The sequence below is a fragment of the Actinomadura spongiicola genome (assembly GCF_003432485.1).
GTDB lineage: Bacteria > Actinomycetota > Actinomycetes > Streptosporangiales > Streptosporangiaceae > Spirillospora > Spirillospora spongiicola.
In genome coordinates this window covers 332,867-353,757 of sequence record NZ_QVNQ01000004.1, presented here as the reverse complement: position 1 = coordinate 353,757, position 20,891 = coordinate 332,867, and the positions used below count along the sequence as shown (strand labels likewise).

General features: G+C 71.6%; 17 protein-coding genes and 1 tRNA gene. 9 read left to right on the top strand and 9 right to left on the bottom strand.

The features are described 5' to 3' along the window. Positions 1-38: 38 nt before the first annotated feature. From ilvA to D0T12_RS14345, 3 genes are all read right to left on the bottom strand, one after another. Positions 39-1,262 (bottom strand): threonine ammonia-lyase, encoded by a 1,224-nt coding sequence (gene ilvA / locus D0T12_RS14355; RefSeq protein ID WP_117400054.1) that lies wholly within the window; start codon positions 1,260-1,262, stop codon positions 39-41. A 78-nt stretch (positions 1,263-1,340) separates the two neighbouring features. Then, complete coding sequence (locus tag D0T12_RS14350; RefSeq protein ID WP_117400053.1) at positions 1,341-2,321, bottom strand: ROK family protein; 981 nt, start codon at positions 2,319-2,321, stop codon at positions 1,341-1,343. Then, positions 2,318-3,481 carry an FIST signal transduction protein gene (locus D0T12_RS14345; RefSeq protein ID WP_117400052.1) on the bottom strand — a complete coding sequence of 388 codons (1,164 nt, stop codon included), beginning with the start codon at positions 3,479-3,481 and terminating at the stop codon, positions 2,318-2,320. Before D0T12_RS14345 ends, D0T12_RS14350 begins: the two co-directional genes overlap by 4 nt. A gap of 178 nt (positions 3,482-3,659) precedes the next feature. Here D0T12_RS14345 and D0T12_RS14340 point away from each other — a divergent pair, with 178 nt between their 5' ends. Together D0T12_RS14340 and D0T12_RS14335 are read left to right on the top strand one after the other, a co-directional pair. Then, positions 3,660-5,096: a sigma 54-interacting transcriptional regulator gene (locus D0T12_RS14340; protein ID WP_117400051.1), complete on the top strand. Its 1,437-nt coding sequence runs from the start codon at positions 3,660-3,662 to the stop codon at positions 5,094-5,096. 54 nt (positions 5,097-5,150) lie between these two features. Further along, positions 5,151-7,229 carry a vWA domain-containing protein gene (locus D0T12_RS14335; protein WP_117400050.1) on the top strand — a complete coding sequence of 693 codons (2,079 nt, stop codon included), beginning with the start codon at positions 5,151-5,153 and terminating at the stop codon, positions 7,227-7,229. A gap of 55 nt (positions 7,230-7,284) precedes the next feature. Here the strand turns inward: D0T12_RS14335 and D0T12_RS14330 are convergent, their stop codons facing one another. Together D0T12_RS14330 and D0T12_RS14325 are read right to left on the bottom strand one after the other, a co-directional pair. Next, positions 7,285-8,424 carry an alpha/beta hydrolase gene (locus D0T12_RS14330; RefSeq protein ID WP_233526054.1) on the bottom strand — a complete coding sequence of 380 codons (1,140 nt, stop codon included), beginning with the start codon at positions 8,422-8,424 and terminating at the stop codon, positions 7,285-7,287. Between the two features lie 82 nt (positions 8,425-8,506). Beyond that, a complete protein-coding gene (locus tag D0T12_RS14325; RefSeq protein ID WP_117400049.1) occupies positions 8,507-9,667 on the bottom strand; it encodes a cystathionine gamma-synthase in 1,161 nt (386 codons plus the stop codon). A 171-nt stretch (positions 9,668-9,838) separates the two neighbouring features. Between D0T12_RS14325 and D0T12_RS14320 the strand changes: the two genes are divergently transcribed. After that, positions 9,839-11,992: an MMPL family transporter gene (locus tag D0T12_RS14320; RefSeq protein WP_117400048.1), complete on the top strand. Its 2,154-nt coding sequence runs from the start codon at positions 9,839-9,841 to the stop codon at positions 11,990-11,992. A gap of 286 nt (positions 11,993-12,278) precedes the next feature. Here the strand turns inward: D0T12_RS14320 and D0T12_RS14315 are convergent, their stop codons facing one another. The 3 genes from D0T12_RS14315 to D0T12_RS14305 all read right to left on the bottom strand — a co-directional run bounded on the left by D0T12_RS14315 (position 12,279) and on the right by D0T12_RS14305 (position 14,150). Next, the gene (locus D0T12_RS14315; protein WP_267900401.1) at positions 12,279-12,434 is read right to left on the bottom strand and encodes a DUF2283 domain-containing protein; all 156 of its coding nucleotides are present in this window, start codon (positions 12,432-12,434) and stop codon (positions 12,279-12,281) included. A gap of 10 nt (positions 12,435-12,444) precedes the next feature. Then, on the bottom strand, positions 12,445-12,654 hold the full coding sequence (locus tag D0T12_RS14310) for a hypothetical protein (protein WP_117400046.1): 210 nt from the start codon (positions 12,652-12,654) through the stop codon (positions 12,445-12,447). A gap of 116 nt (positions 12,655-12,770) precedes the next feature. Next, on the bottom strand, positions 12,771-14,150 hold the full coding sequence (locus D0T12_RS14305; protein WP_117400045.1) for a cystathionine beta-synthase: 1,380 nt from the start codon (positions 14,148-14,150) through the stop codon (positions 12,771-12,773). A 206-nt stretch (positions 14,151-14,356) separates the two neighbouring features. Between D0T12_RS14305 and D0T12_RS14300 the strand changes: the two genes are divergently transcribed. The 6 genes from D0T12_RS14300 (at position 14,357) to D0T12_RS14275 (ending at position 19,970) form a co-directional block, all read left to right on the top strand. After that, the gene (locus D0T12_RS14300) at positions 14,357-14,995 is read left to right on the top strand and encodes a sigma-70 family RNA polymerase sigma factor (RefSeq protein ID WP_117400044.1); all 639 of its coding nucleotides are present in this window, start codon (positions 14,357-14,359) and stop codon (positions 14,993-14,995) included. After that, positions 14,979-16,064, top strand: coding sequence for a DUF4367 domain-containing protein (locus D0T12_RS14295; RefSeq protein ID WP_117400043.1), 1,086 nt, complete (start codon positions 14,979-14,981; stop codon positions 16,062-16,064). Before D0T12_RS14300 ends, D0T12_RS14295 begins: the two co-directional genes overlap by 17 nt. Next, positions 16,061-17,041: an ABC transporter ATP-binding protein gene (locus D0T12_RS14290; RefSeq protein ID WP_117400042.1), complete on the top strand. Its 981-nt coding sequence runs from the start codon at positions 16,061-16,063 to the stop codon at positions 17,039-17,041. Before D0T12_RS14295 ends, D0T12_RS14290 begins: the two co-directional genes overlap by 4 nt. After that, a complete protein-coding gene (locus D0T12_RS14285; protein ID WP_117400041.1) occupies positions 17,038-17,928 on the top strand; it encodes an ABC transporter permease subunit in 891 nt (296 codons plus the stop codon). The genes D0T12_RS14290 and D0T12_RS14285 overlap by 4 nt, the downstream gene beginning before the upstream one ends. A 359-nt stretch (positions 17,929-18,287) precedes the next feature. Beyond that, positions 18,288-19,508 carry an acetyl-CoA C-acetyltransferase gene (locus tag D0T12_RS14280; protein WP_117400040.1) on the top strand — a complete coding sequence of 407 codons (1,221 nt, stop codon included), beginning with the start codon at positions 18,288-18,290 and terminating at the stop codon, positions 19,506-19,508. A gap of 234 nt (positions 19,509-19,742) precedes the next feature. Continuing rightward, positions 19,743-19,970: a DUF4287 domain-containing protein gene (locus D0T12_RS14275; RefSeq protein ID WP_067799929.1), complete on the top strand. Its 228-nt coding sequence runs from the start codon at positions 19,743-19,745 to the stop codon at positions 19,968-19,970. 445 nt (positions 19,971-20,415) lie between these two features. On the opposite strand, the gene D0T12_RS14270 is transcribed toward D0T12_RS14275, so the two are convergent. Then, positions 20,416-20,488 (bottom strand) — tRNA-Leu (locus D0T12_RS14270). Between the last annotated feature and the right edge of the window lie 403 nt (positions 20,489-20,891).

Sequence of the window (20,891 nt, the reverse complement as noted above, 5' to 3'; positions counted from 1 at the left end):
GGTGGCCGCACCCATGTGGGAGCGCCCCGGGAACGGGGTCAGCTCAGCGTGAGGGTGTAGCCCTTCTCGCGGAGCCGGGCGATGACGTCCTCGGAATGGTCGGCGCCACGCGTCTCCAGGTGCATGAGGACCTCCGCCTCCTCGACGTGCAGCCGGGCCGCGACCCGCTCGTGCATCACGTCCAGGACGTTCACGCCCAGCTCCGCGAGCTCGCCCAGCAACGTCACGAGCGCGCCGGGACGGTCCTTCAACCGGCAGCGGACGACCAGGTAGCGGCCCGCCCCGGCGAGGCCGTGCCGCAGCACCTTCGACAGCAGCAGCGGGTCGATGTTGCCGCCCGACAGCAGCACCACCACGGGCGGCTCCACCGCGTACGCGTGTTCCAGCAGCGCCGCGACACCGGCGGCGCCCGCCGGCTCGACGACCTGCTTGGCGCGTTCGAGGGAGAGCAGCAGCGCCTGCGAGATCGACTCCTCGGTGACGGTGACGACCGCGTCGACGAGTTCGGTGAACATGGCGAAGGTGAGGTCGCCGGGCCGGCCGACCGCGATGCCGTCCGCCATCGTCGGCTCGACCTCGACCTGCGTGGGCCGGCCGGCGGCGAGCGACGGCGGGAACGCGGCGGCCCGCTTCGCCTGCGCTCCGATGATCTTGATGTCGCGGCCGCCGGTCTCCTTCACCGCGCCCTTGGCGGCGGCCGCGATCCCGGCCAGCAGCCCGCCGCCGCCCACCGGGGCCACGATCGTCCGGGCGTCCGGGTACTGCTCCAGCATCTCCAGGCCGATGGTGGCCTGCCCGGCGACGACGTCGGGATGGTCGAACGGGTGGATGAACACGGCGCCGCACTCGTCGGCGTACCTGCGCGCGGCGATGAGACAGTCGTCCACGGACGGGCCGGGGAACACGATCTCGGCGCCGTAGCCGCGGGTCGCGGCGATCTTGGGGAGCGGGGCTCCGACGGGCATGAAGACGGTGGCCTTGCAGCCGAGCATGGACGCGGCGAGCGCGACGCCCTGCGCGTGGTTGCCCGCGCTGGCCGCGACGACGCCGCGGGCGCGTTCGCGCTCGCCGAGCCCGGCGATCCGCACATACGCGCCGCGGATCTTGAAGGAGCCGGTGCGTTGCAGGTTCTCGCACTTCAGCAGGACGGGCCCGCCGAGCTGCTCCGACAGCACCCGGGACGGGATCAGCGGGGTGGGGACGGCCACCGCGCGGAGCAGCTCCTGGGCGGCGCGCACATCGTCGACGGTGACCGTGCTCATAGGTGTCTCCTGTGGAGGGCGGGCCCCCGCGTCCCCGGGTTCGCTTCGCTCATGACCTGATCTTCGCACCGGCCCCGCTCAACCCGCACTCCAGTAATGATCTTGCGCGAGGACGAGGGCCGCGGCGCCGACGAGTCCGGCGGTCTGGCCGAGCTCCGCCGCGACGATGTCGACGCCACGCGCGAACTCCAGCCCGGCGTGCGCCCGGAACGCCTCCGCGAGCGGGTCGAACAGCAGCGGCCCCGTCTGGGACAGGCCCCCGCCGACCGCCACCACGTCCAGGTCGCACAGGTGCGTCGCGGACGCGATCGCGACGCCGAGGGCGCGGCCCGCGCGCCGCATCGCCGCGACCGCCACCGGCTGCGCCGCCCGCGCGTCGGCGGCCAGGTCGACCCCGGTGGCGTGCGGGTTCTCGCGGCGCCAGCCCCGCTCCCGCGCCCAGGCGACGAGCGCGGGTCCGCGGGCGACGGCCTCCAGGCAGCCGCGGCCCCCGCACGCGCAGGGCGGTCCGTCCGGGTCGACGACGACGTGGCCGATGTGTCCGGCGTTGCCGCTGGCGCCGTTGACGAGTCGTCCGCCGAGGACGAGTCCGCCGCCGACGCCCGTGGACACCACCATGCCGAGGACGTTGTCGCGTCCGCGTCCCGCGCCGCGCCAGTGCTCGCCGATCGCGACGCAGACGGCGTCGTTGTGGATGCGGACGGGCAGGCCCGGGTACAGCGCGCGGAGCCTCTCCCGCAGCGGAAAGGCCCGCCAGGCGGGGATGTTGAGCGGTGATACGTTCGCGGCGGGCCAGGTCATCGGCCCGCCGCAGCCGACGCCGACGCCCGCGAGCGGCGGGTCGCCGGCGTCGGCGACGAGCTTGCCGAGCAGCGCCCGCACCGTCCGCCACAGCCGCTCGGCGTCGCGGCCCCCGGCGTCCGGGACGGCCGGGTTCGGTGTCGCGACCCGGTCGTAGTGGACGATGCGTCCGCCGGGGTCGACGAGCGCGGCGGCCAGCTTGGTCCCGCCGACGTCCACCGCCAGGACGAACCTCTCCGGCGGGGCGGCGTCGCTCAAGCGGGATCTCCGGCCCGGCCGAACGCGAGGATCGACGCGGTGAACCCGTGGACGTGGTTGCGTCCCGCGACGGGGCCGATCTCACCGGCGGCGAAGAAGCCGCCGACCCCGGCGGGCCCGAACGCGCGGTCGAGCACCTTCGCGTCATGGTCGGAGTCGGGGAACATGGCCTGTCCGCGCCCGTTGCAGGAGAACAGCAGCGCGCCCTCGACCGGGGCCATGTCGAACCGTTCGAGCAGCTCGGCCAGGTCCTTCTCGGCGGCGCCGGCGTCACGGACCTGGAACCGGACGGTGCGCCCGACGTCCACCACGTCGCCGATCGCGATGGCGCCGCTGTCGGTGTCGGCGCCGACGACGCCGCGAACGAGGAAGTCGCCGTGCTCGTGCTCGTCGGCGTACTCGTCCATGGCGACGCCGATCAGCAGGCCGCGGCCGGCGAGTTCCTGCTCGTCCTCCGGCAGCCCGAGGACGATCTGCTCCAGCTTCTCCAGCGCAGGCACCCCGGCCAGCTCGTACAGGACGTTCTCCTCCGCCCTGGTCACCACCATGTCGGGGCCGATCGGGCGGGCGCCCTGGCTGACCACGGTCGCGGCGGCGACGTTCCCGCCGATCACGACGCCGACGGCGCCGTCGGAGTACGCCTCGCCGCCGACGAACAGCCGCACGTCGCCCCGCTCCCTGCCCTCGGCGAGCCCGCCGACCAGGGGCAGGCCGGGCAACGCGTCGTCCGAGCGCTCCACGAACGCGTCCACGGGGAAGCTGTAGGGGTCGGTCAGCAGCACGCCGACCACGTCGTCGTCCTGCCCTTCGGGCATGCCGACGACGACGAGGCGGTCGTCGGCCTTGAGCGTCTCCAGCCGGAACGGGTCGAGCCGCGCGCCGGGCAGCACCGCCGCCCACGCGCTCACCGCGCCCGCCTCCTCCACGCCGCGTCCCGCGCCGATCACGCCGGACGCGCTGCACCCGAGCAGCACCGTGGGCCCGGCCGCCCGCGCCGCCGCGGCGGCCGCCTCCTCGATCTCGCCGGGGTCCTCTCCCCTGATGAAGACGCAGACCAGGTCGGGCGCCGCGCTGAGCGGCGCGAGCGCCTGTTCCACCGCGGACGCGGCGGCCTTGGACAGGTCGGGTCCGAGGGCCAGGCCATCACCGAATCGCGCCATCGGCGCCGCCTCCCTCACTCGATTTCGCCGGCATCGTTCACCCTTCCAGTCTCCCCCGCCGGGGCGTTTCCACCCAAACACCCGATCCGACCGAACACGCTGGGTAAAGACCGGCAAAGCGGACGAAACCCTAATCGGAGGGTGCGACGGCGCGCACCCGCGACGTAGTGTCGATCGCGTGCGTTCATCCACACCCCGCGAATCCCCGTCCAGCGCGGCAACTCTGGGCGAGTTGCGCACCACCGGCCACGTCCGGCTCTCGGTCAAGGCCGAGATCCGCCGGAACCTGCTCACCCGGCTGAGATCCGGCGAGCCGCGCTTCCCCGGCATCCTCGGGTTCGACGACACCGTCCTGCCGCACCTGGAACGGGCCCTGCTCGCCGGGCACGACCTGGTGCTGCTGGGCGAGCGCGGGCAGGGCAAGACACGACTGATCCGCACCCTGGCCGGGCTCCTGGACGAGTGGACCCCGGTCGTCGCCGGGTGCGAGATCAACGACCACCCGTACGCGCCGGTGTGCGTGCGCTGCCGCCGGCTCGCCGCCGAGGCGGGTGACGACCTCCCCGTCGAGTGGCGCCACCGCGACGACCGGTACGGGGAGAAGCTCGCCACCCCCGACACCAGCGTCGGCGACCTCATCGGCGACGTCGACCCGATCAAGGTGGCGGAGGGCCGGACGCTCGGCGACCCGGAGACCGTCCACTTCGGGCTCGTGCCGCGCACCAACCGCGGCGTCTTCTCCATCAACGAGCTTCCCGACCTGGCCGAGCGGATCCAGGTGGCGCTGCTGAACGTCCTGGAGGAACGCGACGTGCAGGTCCGCGGTTACGCGCTGCGGCTGCCGCTGGACGTGCTGCTCGTCGCGTCCGCCAACCCCGAGGACTACACCAACCGCGGCCGCATCATCACCCCGCTGAAGGACCGCTTCGGCGCCGAGATCCGCACCCACTACCCCCTCGAACTGGACGCCGAACTCGCGCTGATCCGGCAGGAGTCCGACTTCGCCGACCTGGCGGGCCTGCCCGCCGAGGTGCCGGACCACCTCATCGAGGTCATCGGCCGGTTCACCCGGCTCGTCCGCGAGTCCACGGCGGTGGACTCCCGCTCCGGCGTGTCGGCGCGGTTCGCGCTCGCGGGCGCGGAGACCGTCGCGGCGGGCGCGGTGCGGCGCGCGGCCCTCACCGGCGAGGACCACCCCGTCGCCCGCGTCTGCGACCTGCTCGCCGTCGTCCCGTCCCTGATGGGCAAGGTGGAGTTCGAGGTCAGCGAGGAGGGCCGCGAGCAGGAGGTGCTGGAGCACCTGCTGCGCCGGGCCGTCGCCGAGACCTACCGGCGGACGCTCGGCCCCGCCGACCTGAACGGGCTGCTCGACAAGTTCGACGCCGGGGAGTCCGTCGAGTCGGGCGAGCTGGTCCCGGCGACGGAGTTGCTGCGCCGTATCGGCCACGTCCCCGGCCTGGCCAAGATCGTGGATCGGCTGGGCATGAGCGGGGAGTCCCCCGGGCAGGCCGCGGCCGCGCTGGAGTTCGCGCTGGAGGGGCTGTTCCTCACCCGGCGCCTGTCCAAGGACGTCACCGCGGGTCGAGGCGACGGGACCGCCGTCTACCGCACCTGAAAGAAGTCGCACCCGAGTCGCGCGTGCAGAGGTCTCCACGCGGAAGGAGCTTCGATGAGCCGCTACCGCTACGGAGCGTACGAGGACGGGCCCGACCCGCTCGCCCCGCCCTACGACGTCCGCGACGCCCTCGACGCGATGGGCGACTCGGTGCTGGACGGCACGCGCCCCGACGACGCGCTGCGTGACCTGCTGCGCCGCGGCCTGCCCGGCGCGCGGGGCCGCCGGGGCCTCGACGACATGCTCCGCCAGGTGCGGGAACGGCGCCGCGCCCTGCGCGACCGGGGCCGCCTCGACGGCACGCTGGAGCAGGCCCGCGCCCTCCTCGACACCGCGATCGGGCAGGAACGCGCCGAGCTGTTCCCCGACCCGAGCGACGAGGCGCGGCTGCGGGAGGCGGAGCTGGACACGCTGCCGTCCGACACGTCCCAGGCGATCCGGCGGCTGTCGGGGTACGAGTGGCGCTCGGACGCCGCCCGGCGGACGTTCGAGCAGCTGAAGGACCTGCTGCGCCGCGAGGTCCTGGACGCGCAGTTCCAGGGCATGAAGCAGGCCCTGGAGAACCAGGACCCGGCCGCCATGGAACGCGTCAAGGACATGATGGCCGCGCTGAACGCCATGCTGGAACGCGACGCCCGCGGCGAGCACACCCAGGACGACTTCGACCGCTTCATGAGCGAGTACGGGGACATGTTCCCCGACGACCCGCGGACCCTCGACGAGCTCGTCGACTCCCTCGCCCGCCGCGCCGCCGCCATGGACCGGCTGCTCGCCTCGCTCAACCCGGAGCAGCGCGCGGAGCTGGCCGGGCTGATGGACCAGGCCATGCGGGACGCCGGCCTCGCCATGGAGATGGCGCGTCTCGGCGACGCGCTGCGGGCCCGCCGCCCCGACCTCGGCTGGGGCCGTCCGGAGGAGATGACCGGCGACGACCCGCTCGGCATGGGCGACGCCACGACCGCGCTCGCGGAACTGGCCGACCTCAGCGAGCTGGAGGCCGCCCTCGGACAGGACTACCCCGGCGCGCGGCTCGACGACATCGACGAGGACGCCGTCCGGCGCGCCCTCGGCAGGCAGGCCGTCGACGACCTCGCCGAGCTGCGCCGCATCGAGGCGGAGCTGGAACGGCAGGGCTATCTGCGGCGCACGCGCGGCAAGCTGGAGCTGACGCCGAAGGCGGTGCGGCGTCTCGGGGAGACGGCGCTGCGCCGCGTGTTCTCCCGGCTGACGTCCGGGCGGCAGGGCGACCACGAGCAGCGGGACGCGGGCCAGGCGGGCGAGCTGACCGGCGCCAGCCGCGAGTGGAGGTTCGGCGACGAGCAGCCGCTCGACGTGGTCCGGACGGTGAGCAACGCCATCCGCCGCAGCGCCATGGACGCCGGTGCCGGGCTGGTGACCCGTCCGTCCGCGAACCTCCGGAAACCCGGCGTCCCGGAGCCCGTTCTGCACGAACCCGGGCGCGCCGAGATCGCGAAGGTGAGGGGCAACGGGTCGAGACGTCCGGGCGGGGTGCGGCTGAGCGTGGACGACTTCGAGGTTCAGGAGACCGAGCGGCGCACGGGCGCGGCCGTGTGCCTGCTGGTCGACCTGTCGTACTCGATGGTGCTGCGCGGCGCCTGGGCCGTCGCCAAACAGACCACCCTCGCACTGCACACCCTCGTGACCAGCAAGTTCCCGCAGGACGCCATCCAGATCATCGGGTTCTCCAACTACGCGCGGGTGCTGCATCCGACGGAGATGGCGGGCCTCGACTGGGACATGGTGCAGGGCACCAACCTGCACCACGCGTTGATGATCGCGGGGCGGCATCTGGACCGGCATCCCGACTTCGAACCGATCGTCCTCGTCGTCACCGACGGCGAGCCGACCGCGCATCTGCGCCCGGACGGCCGTTCGCTGTTCGACTACCCGCCGTCCACGGACACGCTCGTCCTGACCCTCGCCGAGGTCGACAGGATGACGCGGCGCGGCGCCTGTATGAACTTCTTCATGCTCGCCGAGGACCGGCGGCTCGTGTCGTTCGTGGAGGAGGTCGCGCGGCGCAACGGCGGCCGCGTGTTCGCCCCCGACGCCGAACGCCTCGGCGAGTACGTCGTCAGCGACTACCTCCGGGTGCGCCGCAGCCGCCGCTAGAACAGCGGCGGCCGGCCGACGCCGACCCAGCGCGTCGGAACAACCGACCCGCCGTCTATTCGGCGGGCGCGTCCAAGTGCTTCCTGAGCCAGCTCACGATCGTCGGGAAGGTCTGCTGGTCGTCCAGCATCTGCGTGGCGTGCAGGTCGCCCTCGACGGACTTCACGGTCGCCTGGACGCCCGCCTCGCGCAGCGCCCGCGCCAGCTCGGTGCTCTGCGCGACCGGGACGAAGTCGCCGGTGCCGTGCATCAGCAGCATCGGCGCGTCCCCCGCGGACACGTGCGTGGTGGTGCCGGCGTCGTCCAGGCGCGTCCAGCAGTCGTCGCGCTCGCCGCTGTTGTCCCCTTCGATGTCGGGCACGCAGCCGAGGAGGTCCGTCACGGCCTGCCGCAGCTTCACCTGCCGGGCCGTGGCGCCCGGCTTCACGCCGTCCCGGAAGGCCATCAGCGGGTTGTTCGGCGGCGACAGCGCGACCACGGCGCGGACCTGCCCGGTGCCCGTCCCGAACGTGCCGAGCTGCGTGGCGAGGTGCCCTCCGGCCGACGAGCCGACCACGGCGACGCGCGTCGGGTCGGCGTTCCACAGCCGCGCGTGCGTCTTGACGAAGTCGAGCGCGGACAGCGAGTCGTCCCGCTGCGCGGGCCACTGCGCCTTCGGCGCGAGCCGGTAGTTCGCCGACAGGACGACGAAACCCTGTTCGGTCAGCCGCCGCGCGAAGTACTTCCAGCCGCCGCCCTTGTCCCCGGACTGCCAGTAGCCGCCGTGCAGGATCAGCACGGTCGGGCGCGGCTTCGCCCGGGGCCCCTCGTCGCGCCAGTACGCGTCGACGCGTTGCGCCGCGGACTTGCCGTACGAGTAGGTGCGGAACTTCGGCAGCTCGGGCGTGACCATGACCGCGTGCGCGGTGACGGTGCCGTCGGGCTCCCCGTCCGGCACGGGCTCCCCACCCGGCGTTCCACCCGGCGTCCCGCCCGGTGTTCCGCCCTGAGGATCGCCCTCGGGCCCGCCCGGAGGCAGCGTCGTGGACGACGTCGACGGCGACTCCGTGCCGGACCCGCCGAGATCTCCCGGCGGTGTCGCCGACGGTACGGGCGGGGTCGGCGCCGGCGTGGTGGCATGGGCCCCCACGGGAACGGCCACGGCGGACACACACGCCGCGGCGAACACCGCCCCACAGACCAATGTTTTGCGCACCCGTGGACCTTTCCGTACGAACCTGGCGCGCCGAGTATAGAACCTTGATCAAGTATAAGGGGCGGGTACCGGGCGAAAACCGTCAGGCCCGCGCCTTGTTCAGGGCCCTGTCCAGGTCCCGGAGAAGGTCGTCGGCGTCCTCGATGCCGACCGACAGCCGGACCAGGTCGGCGGGCACTTCCAGCGGAGATCCGGCCGCCGACGCGTGCGTCATCCGCGCCGGATGCTCGATCAGCGACTCGACGCCGCCGAGGGACTCGCCGAGCGTGAAAAGCTTCGTCCGCTCGCACACGCGGACGGCGGCCTCCTCCGTTTCCATCCGGAACGAGACCATGCCGCCGAACGCCTTCATCTGCTTGGCCGCGACATCATGCCCCGGGTGGTCGGGCAGGCCCGGATACAGCACCTGCCGGATGTTCGGGTGCCGGACGAGCATCTCCACGATCTTTTCGGCGTTCGCGCAGTGCCGATCCATCCGCACGCCCAGCGTCTTGATCCCGCGGAGGGTGAGCCAGGCGTCGAACGGCCCCGCGACGGCGCCCATCGCGTTCTGGTGGAACGCGAGCCGCTCCCCCAGCGCCGGGTCCGACACGATCAACGCGCCGCCGACGACGTCGGAGTGCCCGCCGATGTACTTGGTGGTCGAGTGGACGACCACGTCCGCCCCCAGGTCCAACGGTCGTTGCAGGTACGGCGAGGCGAACGTGTTGTCGACGACCAGCAGCGCCCCCGCGTCGTGCGCGACCGCCGCGAGCGCCGCGATGTCGGCGATGCCGAGTAGCGGGTTCGTCGGCGTCTCCACCCACACGACTTTCGTTTCGTCCCGCACCGCGGCCCGGACGGCGCCGACGTCCCCCAGCGGCACCGCGTCGAACGTGACGCCCCACGGCTCGGCGACCTTCGCGAACAGCCGGTAGGTGCCGCCGTAGGCGTCGTTGGGGATGACGACGTGATCACCGGGCCGGCAGACCGCGCGCAGCAGCGCGTCCTCGGCGGCGAGGCCCGACGCGAACGCCAGCCCACGCGTGCCGCCCTCGGTTTCGGCCAGGCAGGTTTCGAGTGCGGTTCGTGTCGGGTTGGCCGACCGAGAGTACTCGTAGCCGCCGCGCAGCCCGCCGACGCCGTCCTGCTTGTACGTCGAGACCTGGTAGATCGGCGGGACGACCGCCCCCGTGCTCGGGTCCGGCTCCTGCCCGGCGTGGACGGCCAGTGTGTCGAACCCCTGCTGAACGTCGTTGTCCATGGGTACGAGGCTATCCGCCGCACTCCCCTCCTAGAGGATGAGGAGATCCCCCGCAGGTATCAGCCCTTATTTCGGCACGCGGGTTGACCACAGCGCCCCTGACGTTCTCTACCGTTTTACGGGTATCCCCGCTCGAAACCCCGAGCTTGCAGACCGAGCTAAGGAAACCTCATGTTCGCTGGACTAGCGCGCTTCGTCGTGAGACATCCATGGTGGACGATCGCGGCGTGGCTGGCGGCCGCGGTCCTCATCATCGCCTTGTCACCGAAGCTCGCCACCGAATCCGACCAGGGCGAGTTCCTGCCGTCCAAGTACGAGTCCGTCAAGGCCGCCGAGGTGGCCGAGGACGCGTTCCCGGACCAGGCCGAGATGTCCGCGCTGATCGTGGTGCAACGTTCCGACGGCGGGAAGATCACCCCCGCGGACAGCACCAAGATCGCGGCGGCGGCCAAGAACCTGTCGGCCAAGAAGTACCCGACGGTGAACGGTTTCCAGACCGGCCCCGAGGCGGTCGCCCCCAACAAGTCCATCCAGTTGATCAGCGTGCCGATGGAGATGGCGTCGGGGGACGCCGCCAAGGACCAGAGTCAGGCGATCAAGGACATCCGCACACAGTTGCCCAAGGAGCTGGGCAGCGGGCTTGAGGCCAAGGTCGGTGGTGAACCCGCCGCGTGGGTGGACAACGAGGACTCCTTCACCCAGTCCTTCATGCTCATCACCATCGCCACCTTCGCGTTGATCATCGGACTGATCCTGCTGATCTTCCGGGCGCCGCTGGCGGCGATCCTGCCGATCATCGTGATCATCGCCACCGAACAGGTCTCGATGGGCCTGATCGGGGCCGCGTCCAAGGTGCTGGACTTCAGCGGTGACGACAGCCTCCAGATCATCCTGACCATCGTCCTGTTCGGCGTCGGCGCCGACTACTACCTGTTCCTGCTGTTCCGCTACCGGGAACGGCTCCGCGCGGGCGAGGACCGCAAGACCGCGCTGGTCTCGGCGGTGGAGCGGGTCGGCGAGGTCATCACCTCCGCGGCGGCGGCGATCGCGGCCACGTTCATGGTGCTGATGCTGGCGTCCTTCGGGATCTTCGCGGCCTGGGGCCCGTCGCTCGCCATCGGCGTCATCGTGATGGGCATCACGTCGCTGACGCTGTTCCCCGCGATCCTGTCGCTGGTCGGCACCGCGGTGTTCTGGCCGTCCAAGTCCTGGAAGCGGCAGCCGAAGGCCGCCACCGCCGCCCGGCTCGGCCGGATGGTCGGCAAGCGTCCGGCCATGGTCGCGCTGGTCGCCGGCGGCCTGCTGATCGCGCTCGCGACCGGGGCGGTCGGGTTCAAGTCCGACTACGACTTCCAGTCCAGCTTCCCGCAGGACACCGAGTCCGCGCAGGCCAACAAGGACCTGCAGAAGGGCTTCCCCGCCGGCCAGAACACGCCGGTCGAGGTCATGGTCCGCTCCACCGACGGCCAGCCGCTGACGAAGGCCGAACTGGACGCCTTCGGCCAGAAGGCGAAGTCCCTGCCCGGTGTCGGCGGCGTCCAGCCCGCCGTGCTCGGCCAGAACCCGAAGATCGGCCAGGTCAACCTGGTCCTCAACGGCAACCCCGTCGACAACAAGGCGATCACCCTGGTCAAGGAGGACCTCGGTCCGGCCGTCCATGACATCGCACCCGAGGGCACCGAGGTGTTCGTCGGTGGTGAGACCGCCATCTACAGCGACATCAACAAGGTGGTCAACCGCGACCTGTCGGTCATCCTGCCGGTGGCCGGTGTGCTCATCGCACTGATCCTCCTGTTGCTGCTCCGCTCGGTGGTCGCCCCGCTGTACCTGGTCCCGGCGGTCCTCCTGGGCTTCGCCGCGACCCTGGGCTCCGCGGTGTACGTCTTCCAGGGCCTGCTGGGCGAACCCGGGGAGATCTTCCACCTGCCGATCATGCTGTACCTGTTCGTGCTGGCCATCGGAACCGACTACAACATCCTGATGACCGCACGGCTCCGCGAGGAGGCCAAGGAGGGCCACGAGCCGCGCAAGGCCGCCGCCCTGGCGGTCGAGCACGGCGGCCCGACGGTCGCCGCGGCCGGTCTGATCCTCGCCGGAACCTTCTCGGTGATGCTGCTGGCCAAGGTGTCGATGCTCCAGCAGATGGGCTTCTCCATCGCCCTGGGCATCGCCCTCTCGGCCTTCGTGATGGCGCTGTTCCTGGTCCCCGGCCTCACGGCCATGCTGGGCCACCGCGCCTGGTGGCCGGGCCACGGCGATGCACCAAAGAAGCAGCTCAGGCCATCCGACACCCGAGAGGACTACATCCCGACCGGGCGCCGCTGACACGGCACCCCACAGACGTCGGGTTGCGTGGGCCGGCCCGCAACGCCGCCCACCGGCCGGCCCACGCAACCCGACACCCTAGAAGCGCCGAAGGTCGAAGACCTTCGGCGCTTCTCCTTACCCGGACCCAAGCGCTACGAAGAAATAAAGAGCGAGCCCTCCGGCGCACGCACGACAGGCAGCCTGACCGCCAGGTTGAGAGTCAGCCTCTCCATCTCCCCCACACTCACCCGACGTAGCCCCCGCAGACCACCAAAGCAAACGAACACGCCCCAAGCCGCGCCGATCATTCATCATCGACGTCCAACCGCTCCGCCGCATCAAGCAACCATCGCGGCAGCTTACATCTGGCCGCCAATACTTCGATGCCAATGAGGCGACCGGCCTCATCGAAGTCGAGATTGATCATCCCATCAACCTTGACCGGGTCACAGGGATACACATGCGCGACCTTAATTGGTGCCGTCTGCCATCAGCACGGCGGTGCCGGGAACGAAGCTGCTGCGGCGGCATGACTTGAAGGGTTTGGACAGCAAGCGCATGGCGCGGGGCGATTTGGCGGCCAGGGCGCCTGGGATGGGGAGACCGACGATGTAGCCGATCTCATGGCCGACCCGGTAGGCCACGCTCTCGCGGTTGACTGGGATGCCGGAGATCTTCACGTCCGGCGGTTTGAGGTCCTTCGGCCGGTCGCCTTCGGGGTTATCGCCAGGTCAGAAGTGATGAGCGTGATGCGGTGAGGGGGGGTCGTGGTTGGCTCTGCGCCGGCGCGCAGGTATTAGTGGTTCGAAGAGGCGAGGAAAGCCAGAAGGTCTTGGCGGGTCACCAGGCCCTTGGGTTTGCCGTCTACGAGGACCACGGCGGCGCCCGCCTTTTCCAGGACGTCGACGGCCTTGCTGACCGGTTCACCGGAACCGATGGTCGGAAGGGGCGCCGACATGTGCCGTTCGACCGGCTCGGAAAGCCTGGCGTGCTCCTTGACGAGGATATCGAGCAGGTCGCTTTCCACCACGGACCCGACGACCTCGGCGGCCATGACCGGCGGTTCTTCCTTCATGACGGGGAGCTGGGACACCTCGTACTCCCGCATGATGGAGATGGCGGTCTGCACGCTTTCGTGCGGATGGACGTGGACGAACTCCGGCAACGTCCGCCCTTTCCGGGTGAGGACCTCGCCGACCCTGGCCTCCTCCGTGGTGGGAATGAGGAAGCCGTAGTCCGCCATCCATTCGTCGTTGAAGATTTTCGAAAGGTAGCCGCGGCCGCCGTCCGGGAGAAGGACCACGATCACGGCGTCCGGGCCGGCCTCGGCGGCGACGCGCAGCGCGGCCACGACCGCCATCCCGCAGGAGCCGCCGACCAGGAGCGCCTCCTCGCGGGCCAGCCGCCGGGTCATGTTGAAGGAGTCCTTGTCGGACACCGCGACGACGTCGTCGCAGATGTCCCGGTCGTAGGTCTCCGGCCAGATGTCCTCGCCCACGCCCTCGGTGAGGTAGGGACGTCCGCTGCCGCCGGAGTAGACCGACCCCTCCGGATCCGCGCCGATGATCTTCACTCGGCCGTCGGAGATCTCCTTGAGGTAGCGGCCCGCGCCGCTGATCGTCCCGCCGGTGCCGATGCCCGCGACGAAGTGGGTGACGCGCCCCTCCGTCTGCTCCCAGATCTCCGGGCCCGTCGTCTCGTAGTGCGACACCGGATTCTGGGGGTTCGTGTACTGGTTCGGCTTCCACGCGCCGGGGATCTCGGCGGCCAGCCGGTCCGACACCGAGTAGTAGGAGTCGGGATGCTCGGGCGACACCGCCGTCGGGCACACCACGACCTCCGCGCCGTACGCGCGCAGCACGTCGATCTTGTCCTTGGCGACCTTGTCGGGGCAGACGAAGACGCACCGGTAGCCCCGGTCCTGCGCCACGATGGCGAGGCCGACCCCGGTGTTGCCGGACGTCGGCTCGACGATCGTCCCGCCCGGCCGCAGTTCGCCGGACCGCTCCGCCGCCTCGATCATGCGGAGCGCGATCCGGTCCTTCACCGAGCCGCCCGGGTTGAGGTACTCGACCTTGGCGAGCACCTGCGCCCCCTGGCGTCCGCCGGTGACCTTGCGCAGCCGGACGAGCGGGGTGTTGCCCATCAGCTCGACGAGCGAATCATGTACCTGCACCGCGACATCCTTGTCGTTCCATTGTGCTGCTCCGGGCGTTGCGGCCCTGCTCAGCGGGTCCGGAAGGATTCCCTGCTCTCGACGGTAGCCGAGAGGGCCGTCCGCGAGCATCGGTGGGCCGAAGTGAACAGACTCTCGCTCATTGCGGGAACTTCGGGTTCGTCCGGTGGGTGTCACATGCGGGGCTTCGGCGGTGCTCTACAGGTATGGACGTCGTGGGGCAGGGTGGGAGCGCACCGGCCGCCGCGCTGCCCGTGGCCCCGTCCGGTGACGGGCACGGCGCGGTGGTCGGACGGTCCGAGCGGAAGGACGGCGGGACGGTGACGAGGCGTCCGGGGCGCGCGGCGAGGGTCGTCCGGCCCGACCTCGAAGAGGTCTTCCGCGCCGCGTATCCGCGGGTCGTCGCCGTCGCCGCGCGGGTGCTCGGCTCCCGTGACGAGGCCGAGGACGTGGCGCAGGAGGTGTTCCTGGCGTTCGCGCGTTCCTCGGTTCCGGCCGGTGAGGCGGCCGGATGGCTGTCGGTCGCCGCGGCGCACACCGCGCTGAACCATCTGCGCACCGGCCGCCGCCGCGCCTCCCGCGAGGAGGCCGCGGAGGGCGCCGCGGAAGTCTGCCCGGACATCGCCGACACCGTGGTGGCCCGGGACGAGCGGCGCCGCGTGCGGGCGGCGTTGGCGCGGCTCTCACGCCGGCAGGCGGTCGCCCTCGTGCTGCGGCACAGCGGCCTCAGCTACGCGGAGGTCGCCGCCGCCCTCGATCTTTCCCCCGGCAGCGTGGGCACCGTCGTGCGGCGCGCCGAGTCCGCTCTTCGCAAGGAGTTGAACCGTCATGCGTCATCCGAGTGACGGGACGTTGCGCCGGCTCGTCGACGAGCCGTCCGGTGTCGCCGGCGCCGACCGCGAGCACGTCGCCGGATGCGCGGTGTGCCTGTCCGGGCTGGCGGCCGCCCAGGACGACGCGACGGCCGCCGGCGCGGCGCTGGCCGCGCTGGAGACCGGGCCCCCGGTGGACGTGGACGCGGGCTGGGACCGGCTGGCCGCCGCGGTCGCCGCCGAAGGGCCGCGGCGCCCGGCCAGGACCGGTGGGAGCGGTTGGCGGACGAAGCTGCGCAACCCCGTGGTGGCGATCTTCGGGGTGGCCGCGATCATGAGCGGGGCCGGCGTGGCGGCGGCCGCGGACTGGCTGCGGGTCTTCCGCACCGAGCGGGTCGCGCCGATCATCGCGCCGCGGGCCGACCTGGTCCGGATGCCCGAGCTGTCGGCCTTCGGCGACCTGAGGGTGACCGCGGAGGCCGACCTGCGCCCGGCGACGGACGCGTCCGCCGCGCGGCGGGCCACGGGACTCCCCGTCCCGCGGGTGGACAGGTTGCCCCGCGGCGTGACGGGAGAGCCGTCCCACCGGATCGGCGGGCAGGTGAGCGCGATCTTCACGTTCTCGGTCGAGAAGACCGCGCGGACCGTCAGGGCCGCGGGCGGGACACCGCCGCCACCGCCTCCCGGCCTGGACGGCAGCAGGTTCCAACTGCGCGCCGGTCCGGGGGTCGTCGCGGTCTGGTCGCGGGGCCGCGCCATGCCGGCGCTGATCGTGGCCCGCGCGGTGGCGCCCTCCGTGTACTCCTCGGGCGTCCCGTTCGCGACGGCCCGCGACTACCTGCTGTCACTGCCCACGCTCCCGGAGAACGTCAGGTCACAGCTACGCGGTTTCGCCGGGGCCGGGACGACGCTGCCGCTGTTCGTGTCGACGGAGAAGACGAAGACGTCCACCGCCCAGGTCGGCGGGCTGCCCGCCACGGTGCTCAGAACGCGGGACGGCACGGCGGCGGGCGTGGTCTGGGTGGACGACGGCGTCGTCACCGCCGTGGCGGGCTCGCTGAGCGCGGACGAGGTGCTGTCGGTGGCGAGGGGGCTGCGATGACCCGCGACACCGGGGCGGCGGAGCGGCTGCTCGCCGACCTGCCCCCGGCACCGGCGGTGTGGTGCTCGGGGCTCCGCAAGCGGTACCGGCGGCAGGTCGCGGTCGACGACGTGTCCTTCACCGTCGGCCGCGGTGAGATCGTCGGCCTGCTCGGGCCGAACGGCGCCGGAAAGACCACCGTCATCAAGATCCTGCTCGGCCTGATCCACCCGAACGCGGGGGACGTGCTGCTGCTCGGCCGGCCCGCACGGGATCCGCGCGCCCGAGCCCGCGTCGGCTACCTGCCGGAACTGTTCCGGTACCAGCCGTGGCTCACCGCGGCCGAGGTGCTGGCCCTGCACGTCCGGCTCGCGGGCGTCACGGTGCCGGTCGCGGAGCGGCGCGAGTGCCTGGACATGGTCGGGCTCGCCGACCGCGCCGACGACCGGGTGGGCGGCTTCTCCAAGGGGATGCAGCAGCGGCTCGGGCTGGCCGTCGCGCTCGTGGCGCGCCCGGAGCTCGTCGTCCTGGACGAGCCCACCAGCGCCCTGGACCCGATCGGCCGGGCCGACGTGCGGGACCTGCTGCTGTCCCTCCGGTCCCGGCGGGTCGCCGTCCTGCTCAACTCGCATCTGATCGGCGAGGTGGAGCGGGTCTGCGACCGGGTCGTCATCCTGGACAGGGGCCGGGTCGCCGCGTCCGGCACCCTCGCCGAGCTCCTCGGCCAGCGCGAGCTGCGGCTCCGGCTGGACGGCGTGGGCGCGGACGCGGAGGCACGGCTCGCCGCCACCGGTCGCCTCACCCGCGCCGGGGACGAGTTCATCGTCGAACTGCCCGCCGACCAGGACGCCGCGCCGGGTGACGGGGCCGTCCCGAAGCTGGTGGCGGACCTGGTCGCCCTGGGTGTGCGGGTGCACGCCGTCGAGCCCGGACGGATCAGCCTCGAACGGCGGCTCCTGAACATCCTGCGCGCCGACTCCGGGGAGGACCGCCGATGACCGCCCGCACCGCGCCCACCGCGCCCACCGCGCTCACCGCGCTCACCGCGCTCACCGCGCTCACCGTTGCCGCCCTCACCCTCCGGGAGGCCGGTCGCCGGCGGGTGCTGCGCGCGCTCGCGGTGATGACGCTCATTCTGCTCGCGCTCAGCGCCTGGGGCTTCTCCCGGCTGGACGCGAACTTCGGCACGCTCACCAGCGGGGAGGCCAGGCTCGCGGCGTCCCAGGTGCTCAACCTGGTGATGTTCGGGCTGAGCCTGATCGCCGCCCTCGGCACCGCCTTCCTCGCCGGGCCCACCCTGGCCGGGGAGATCGAGTCGGGAACGGCGCTGACGATGCTGGCGCGGCCCGTCCACCGGTCGGCGGTGCTGCTCGGCAAGTGGCTGGGACTGGTGGCGTTCGGCGGCGGCTACATCACGATGACCGGGCTCACCCAGCTCCTCATCGTGTGGGTCACCACGGGCTACTGGCCGCCGCAGCCGGTGAACGGCCTGGCGCTTCTCGCCGCGCAGGCGGCCGTCCTGCTCACCCTCGCGCTGATGCTGTCCACCGTCGTCTCGCCGATGGCGTCGGGAATCGTGGCGGTCGGCCTGTTCGGCGCCACCTGGATCGCGGGCGTCGTCGGCGGGGTCGGGCACGCCCTCGGCAACGAGGGCATGGAGCGGGTCGGGACGGTGTCGCGGGTCCTGCTGCCGACGGACGGCCTCTGGCGCGGGGCCATGCGCGGGTTCCAGGATCCGGCCGTGCTGGCGCAGTTCCCGGCGTTCGACGACTTCCCGTTCCTGAGCCGGACCCCGCTCACCGCCGCCTACGTCGGCTGGACCTGCGTCTGGATCGTCCTCGTCCTCGGGCTCGCGGGGATCTCCTTCCGCCGCCGCGATCTGTGACGGGGCCGGGGGACGAAGCCGCCCGGAAAGGAGTCCGGGAAAGGCTCGGCAAAGGACCCGGAAACGGACAAGGCCGGGGCTCGTCCGGTCACCTGTGACGAGCCCCGGCCAGTCATCCGACTGACTCCCCGTACGGCCGCCGCCCGCGCTTGCGGCGGCCGTACGGTTCCGCCGTGCATCAGCGTCCGGGGTCCGCCGTCCCGGCCGCATGGGGCGAATGTCATCACCGGCTCGGGAACTCGCGGAACCGCCGCTATCAAACGTTACGTGTAATAAAACTGAAACCCGCGATATACGGGTATGTGAGGTAGCGGCTAGATTGCTGGGTGAACCACCGAGTAACATTCGAGGAGACTCGCATGCCCGAGGCAGTCATCGTCGCCACCGCGCGCTCACCGATCGGCCGCGCCTTCAAGGGATCGCTCAAGGACGTCCGGCCCGACGACCTCACCGCCCAGATCGTCACCGCCGCGATGGCCAAGGTGCCGGAGCTGGAGCCGGGCCAGATCGACGACCTGCTGCTCGGCTGCGGGCTGCCCGGCGGCGAGCAGGGCTACAACATGGCACGGGTCGTGTCCGTGCTGCTCGGTTGGGACGACGTGCCCGGCGCCACGGTCACCCGGTACTGCTCCTCCTCGTTGCAGACCACCCGGATGGCGCTGCACGCGATCAAGGCCGGTGAGGCGGACGTCATCGTCTCGGCGGGCGTCGAGACCGTCAGCCGGTTCTCCAAGGGCAGCAGCGACGGCCTGCCCGACACGCAGAACCCGCTGTTCGCCGACGCGCAGGCGCGCACGGCCAGGGCGGGCGAAGGCGGATCGCCCGTGTGGCACGATCCACGCGAGGACGGCGCCCTCCCCGACATCTACATCGCGATGGGTCAGACCGCGGAGAACGTGGCGGGCGCACGCGGCGTCTCCCGGCAGGCGCAGGACGAGTTCGGCGTGCGGTCGCAGAACCTCGCGGAGAAGGCGCTCGCCAACGGGTTCTGGGAGACGGACATCACGCCGGTGACGCTGCCGGACGGCACCGTCCTCGCCAAGGACGACGGGCCGCGTCCCGGGACGACCTACGAGAAGGTCGCGCAGCTCCAGCCGGTCTTCCGCCCGGACGGGACGGTCACCGCGGGCAACTGTTGCCCGCTGAACGACGGCGCCGCCGCGGTCATCGTCATGAGCGACACGAAGGCCGCCGAACTCGGCATCACCCCGCTGGCCCGGATCGTGTCGACGGGCGTCACCGGCCTGTCCCCCGAGATCATGGGGCTCGGCCCGGTCGAGGCGTCCCGCCGGGCGCTCGCGAAGGCCGGCATGACGATCGACGACATCGATCTCGTCGAGATCAATGAGGCGTTCGCGGCGCAGGTGCTGCCGTCCGCCGAGGACCTCGGTGTCGACATCGACAGGCTGAACGTGAACGGCGGCGCGATCGCGGTCGGCCACCCGTTCGGCATGACCGGCGCCCGCATCACCTCCACGCTCCTCAACGGCCTGAAGTTCCACGACAAGCAGTTCGGGCTGGAGACGATGTGCGTCGGCGGCGGCCAGGGCATGGCGATGGTGGTGGAGCGCCTCTCCTAGACGGTGCGCCGGCATCGGGGGGCGTCGGAAGACGCGGGAGACGGCGGGAGGCGTTGGGAAGGCCTCTGTGGCGGGCCGTCCACTTGACAGGGCGGCGACCTGCGCGTTTCCGGAGGACATCCCCGTTATAAATGATCTACGTTGCGTAAAAGATAGGTCCCCGTTAGGGGGTTGTCACATCCGGACTCGTGTTGCAGAGTCAGCAGGAAGAGCCCCGCGACCTGGAGGTGCCAATTGTCACTGAACCACTCGCCGGAGACGCACAGCAAGCTGATCGCCCGCATTCCGCAAGTCACAGGACGTGACATCCCCGAGTGGTTCACCGCCATCGAGAACGGCCCGTCGTTCACCCGCTGCGAGGAGCGCAGCTCCTGGCTGGCCGAAGAGCACAACCTCTCCCACGGATACGCGGCGGCGCTGGTACGCGAGCACGAGCGCACCCGCCGCGCGAGGCACTACTGAGCTTTCGCTCCACGCGTCCCGCCTGACGGCGGGACCATCATGGCCTTCATAGCGAACTTCACATGGACCCGGTGGGATCCCGCCAACGGATGCCCCCGCCGTCGTGCCGCCACGCCGCGCCACGACTCTGGCGCAGAGATCCCACAGTGATCAGCCCCACGCCACCGGCGCGGGGCTGATCATTGACGTCGGGGTCATCGACGTCGGGGTCGTCGCTGTAGGGATCATCGCGGTCGGGGACACGCCGCCCTCACCGGGCCGGGCACACCACGGAACGCGACTCGTTCATTCCGTCGCTCCTGTAACACGAGCCCGAACTCAACAACATTTCACCACAATGCCGGTTTTTTTGTGACTTCCCGGTTTCGTCTTCCCGAGCATCCGGCACGGGAGCGAGAAATCGGTGTTCCGGCGCCCCTGACAGAAGCGCCGGCCGACCGTTGGGTGCCCCTGGTCGGACTCGAACCGACACGTTGGCTCTTTTAGGGAGCCCGCCTCTGCCATTGGGCTACAGGGGCGGCGCAATCATATCGAGTGAACTGCCCGCCCCGGTGGGCCCTTACGTGGTGATCGTGGGGGTGTGGGCGTGGCGGTTCCGGCGAATGGCGGGCGTCCCACGTCCGTCGATCTGTACGATTTCGCAGGCCAGAGCCGTTGCGGCGACGGAGAACGGCCGGACGCGCACCCGGCCGGGTCCGGCCAGCTCCGGGCATTCGACGCCCAAGTATGCGGGGTGCCTTCGTCATATGTTCGCGCGGTGACTCCGTGCCGCATTCGCGGTGTGCGCGCCGTCGGGCAGGGGTGGTCGGACGGGCCGGACGGCGCCCACCTCCGCCCCGCGGGGGCGTCCCCTCGGCGCATCCACGGAAAGCAGGTCGGCGATGCGGTTCGGCTCAGTCCCCTACGGCTCGGGCGCCTTCA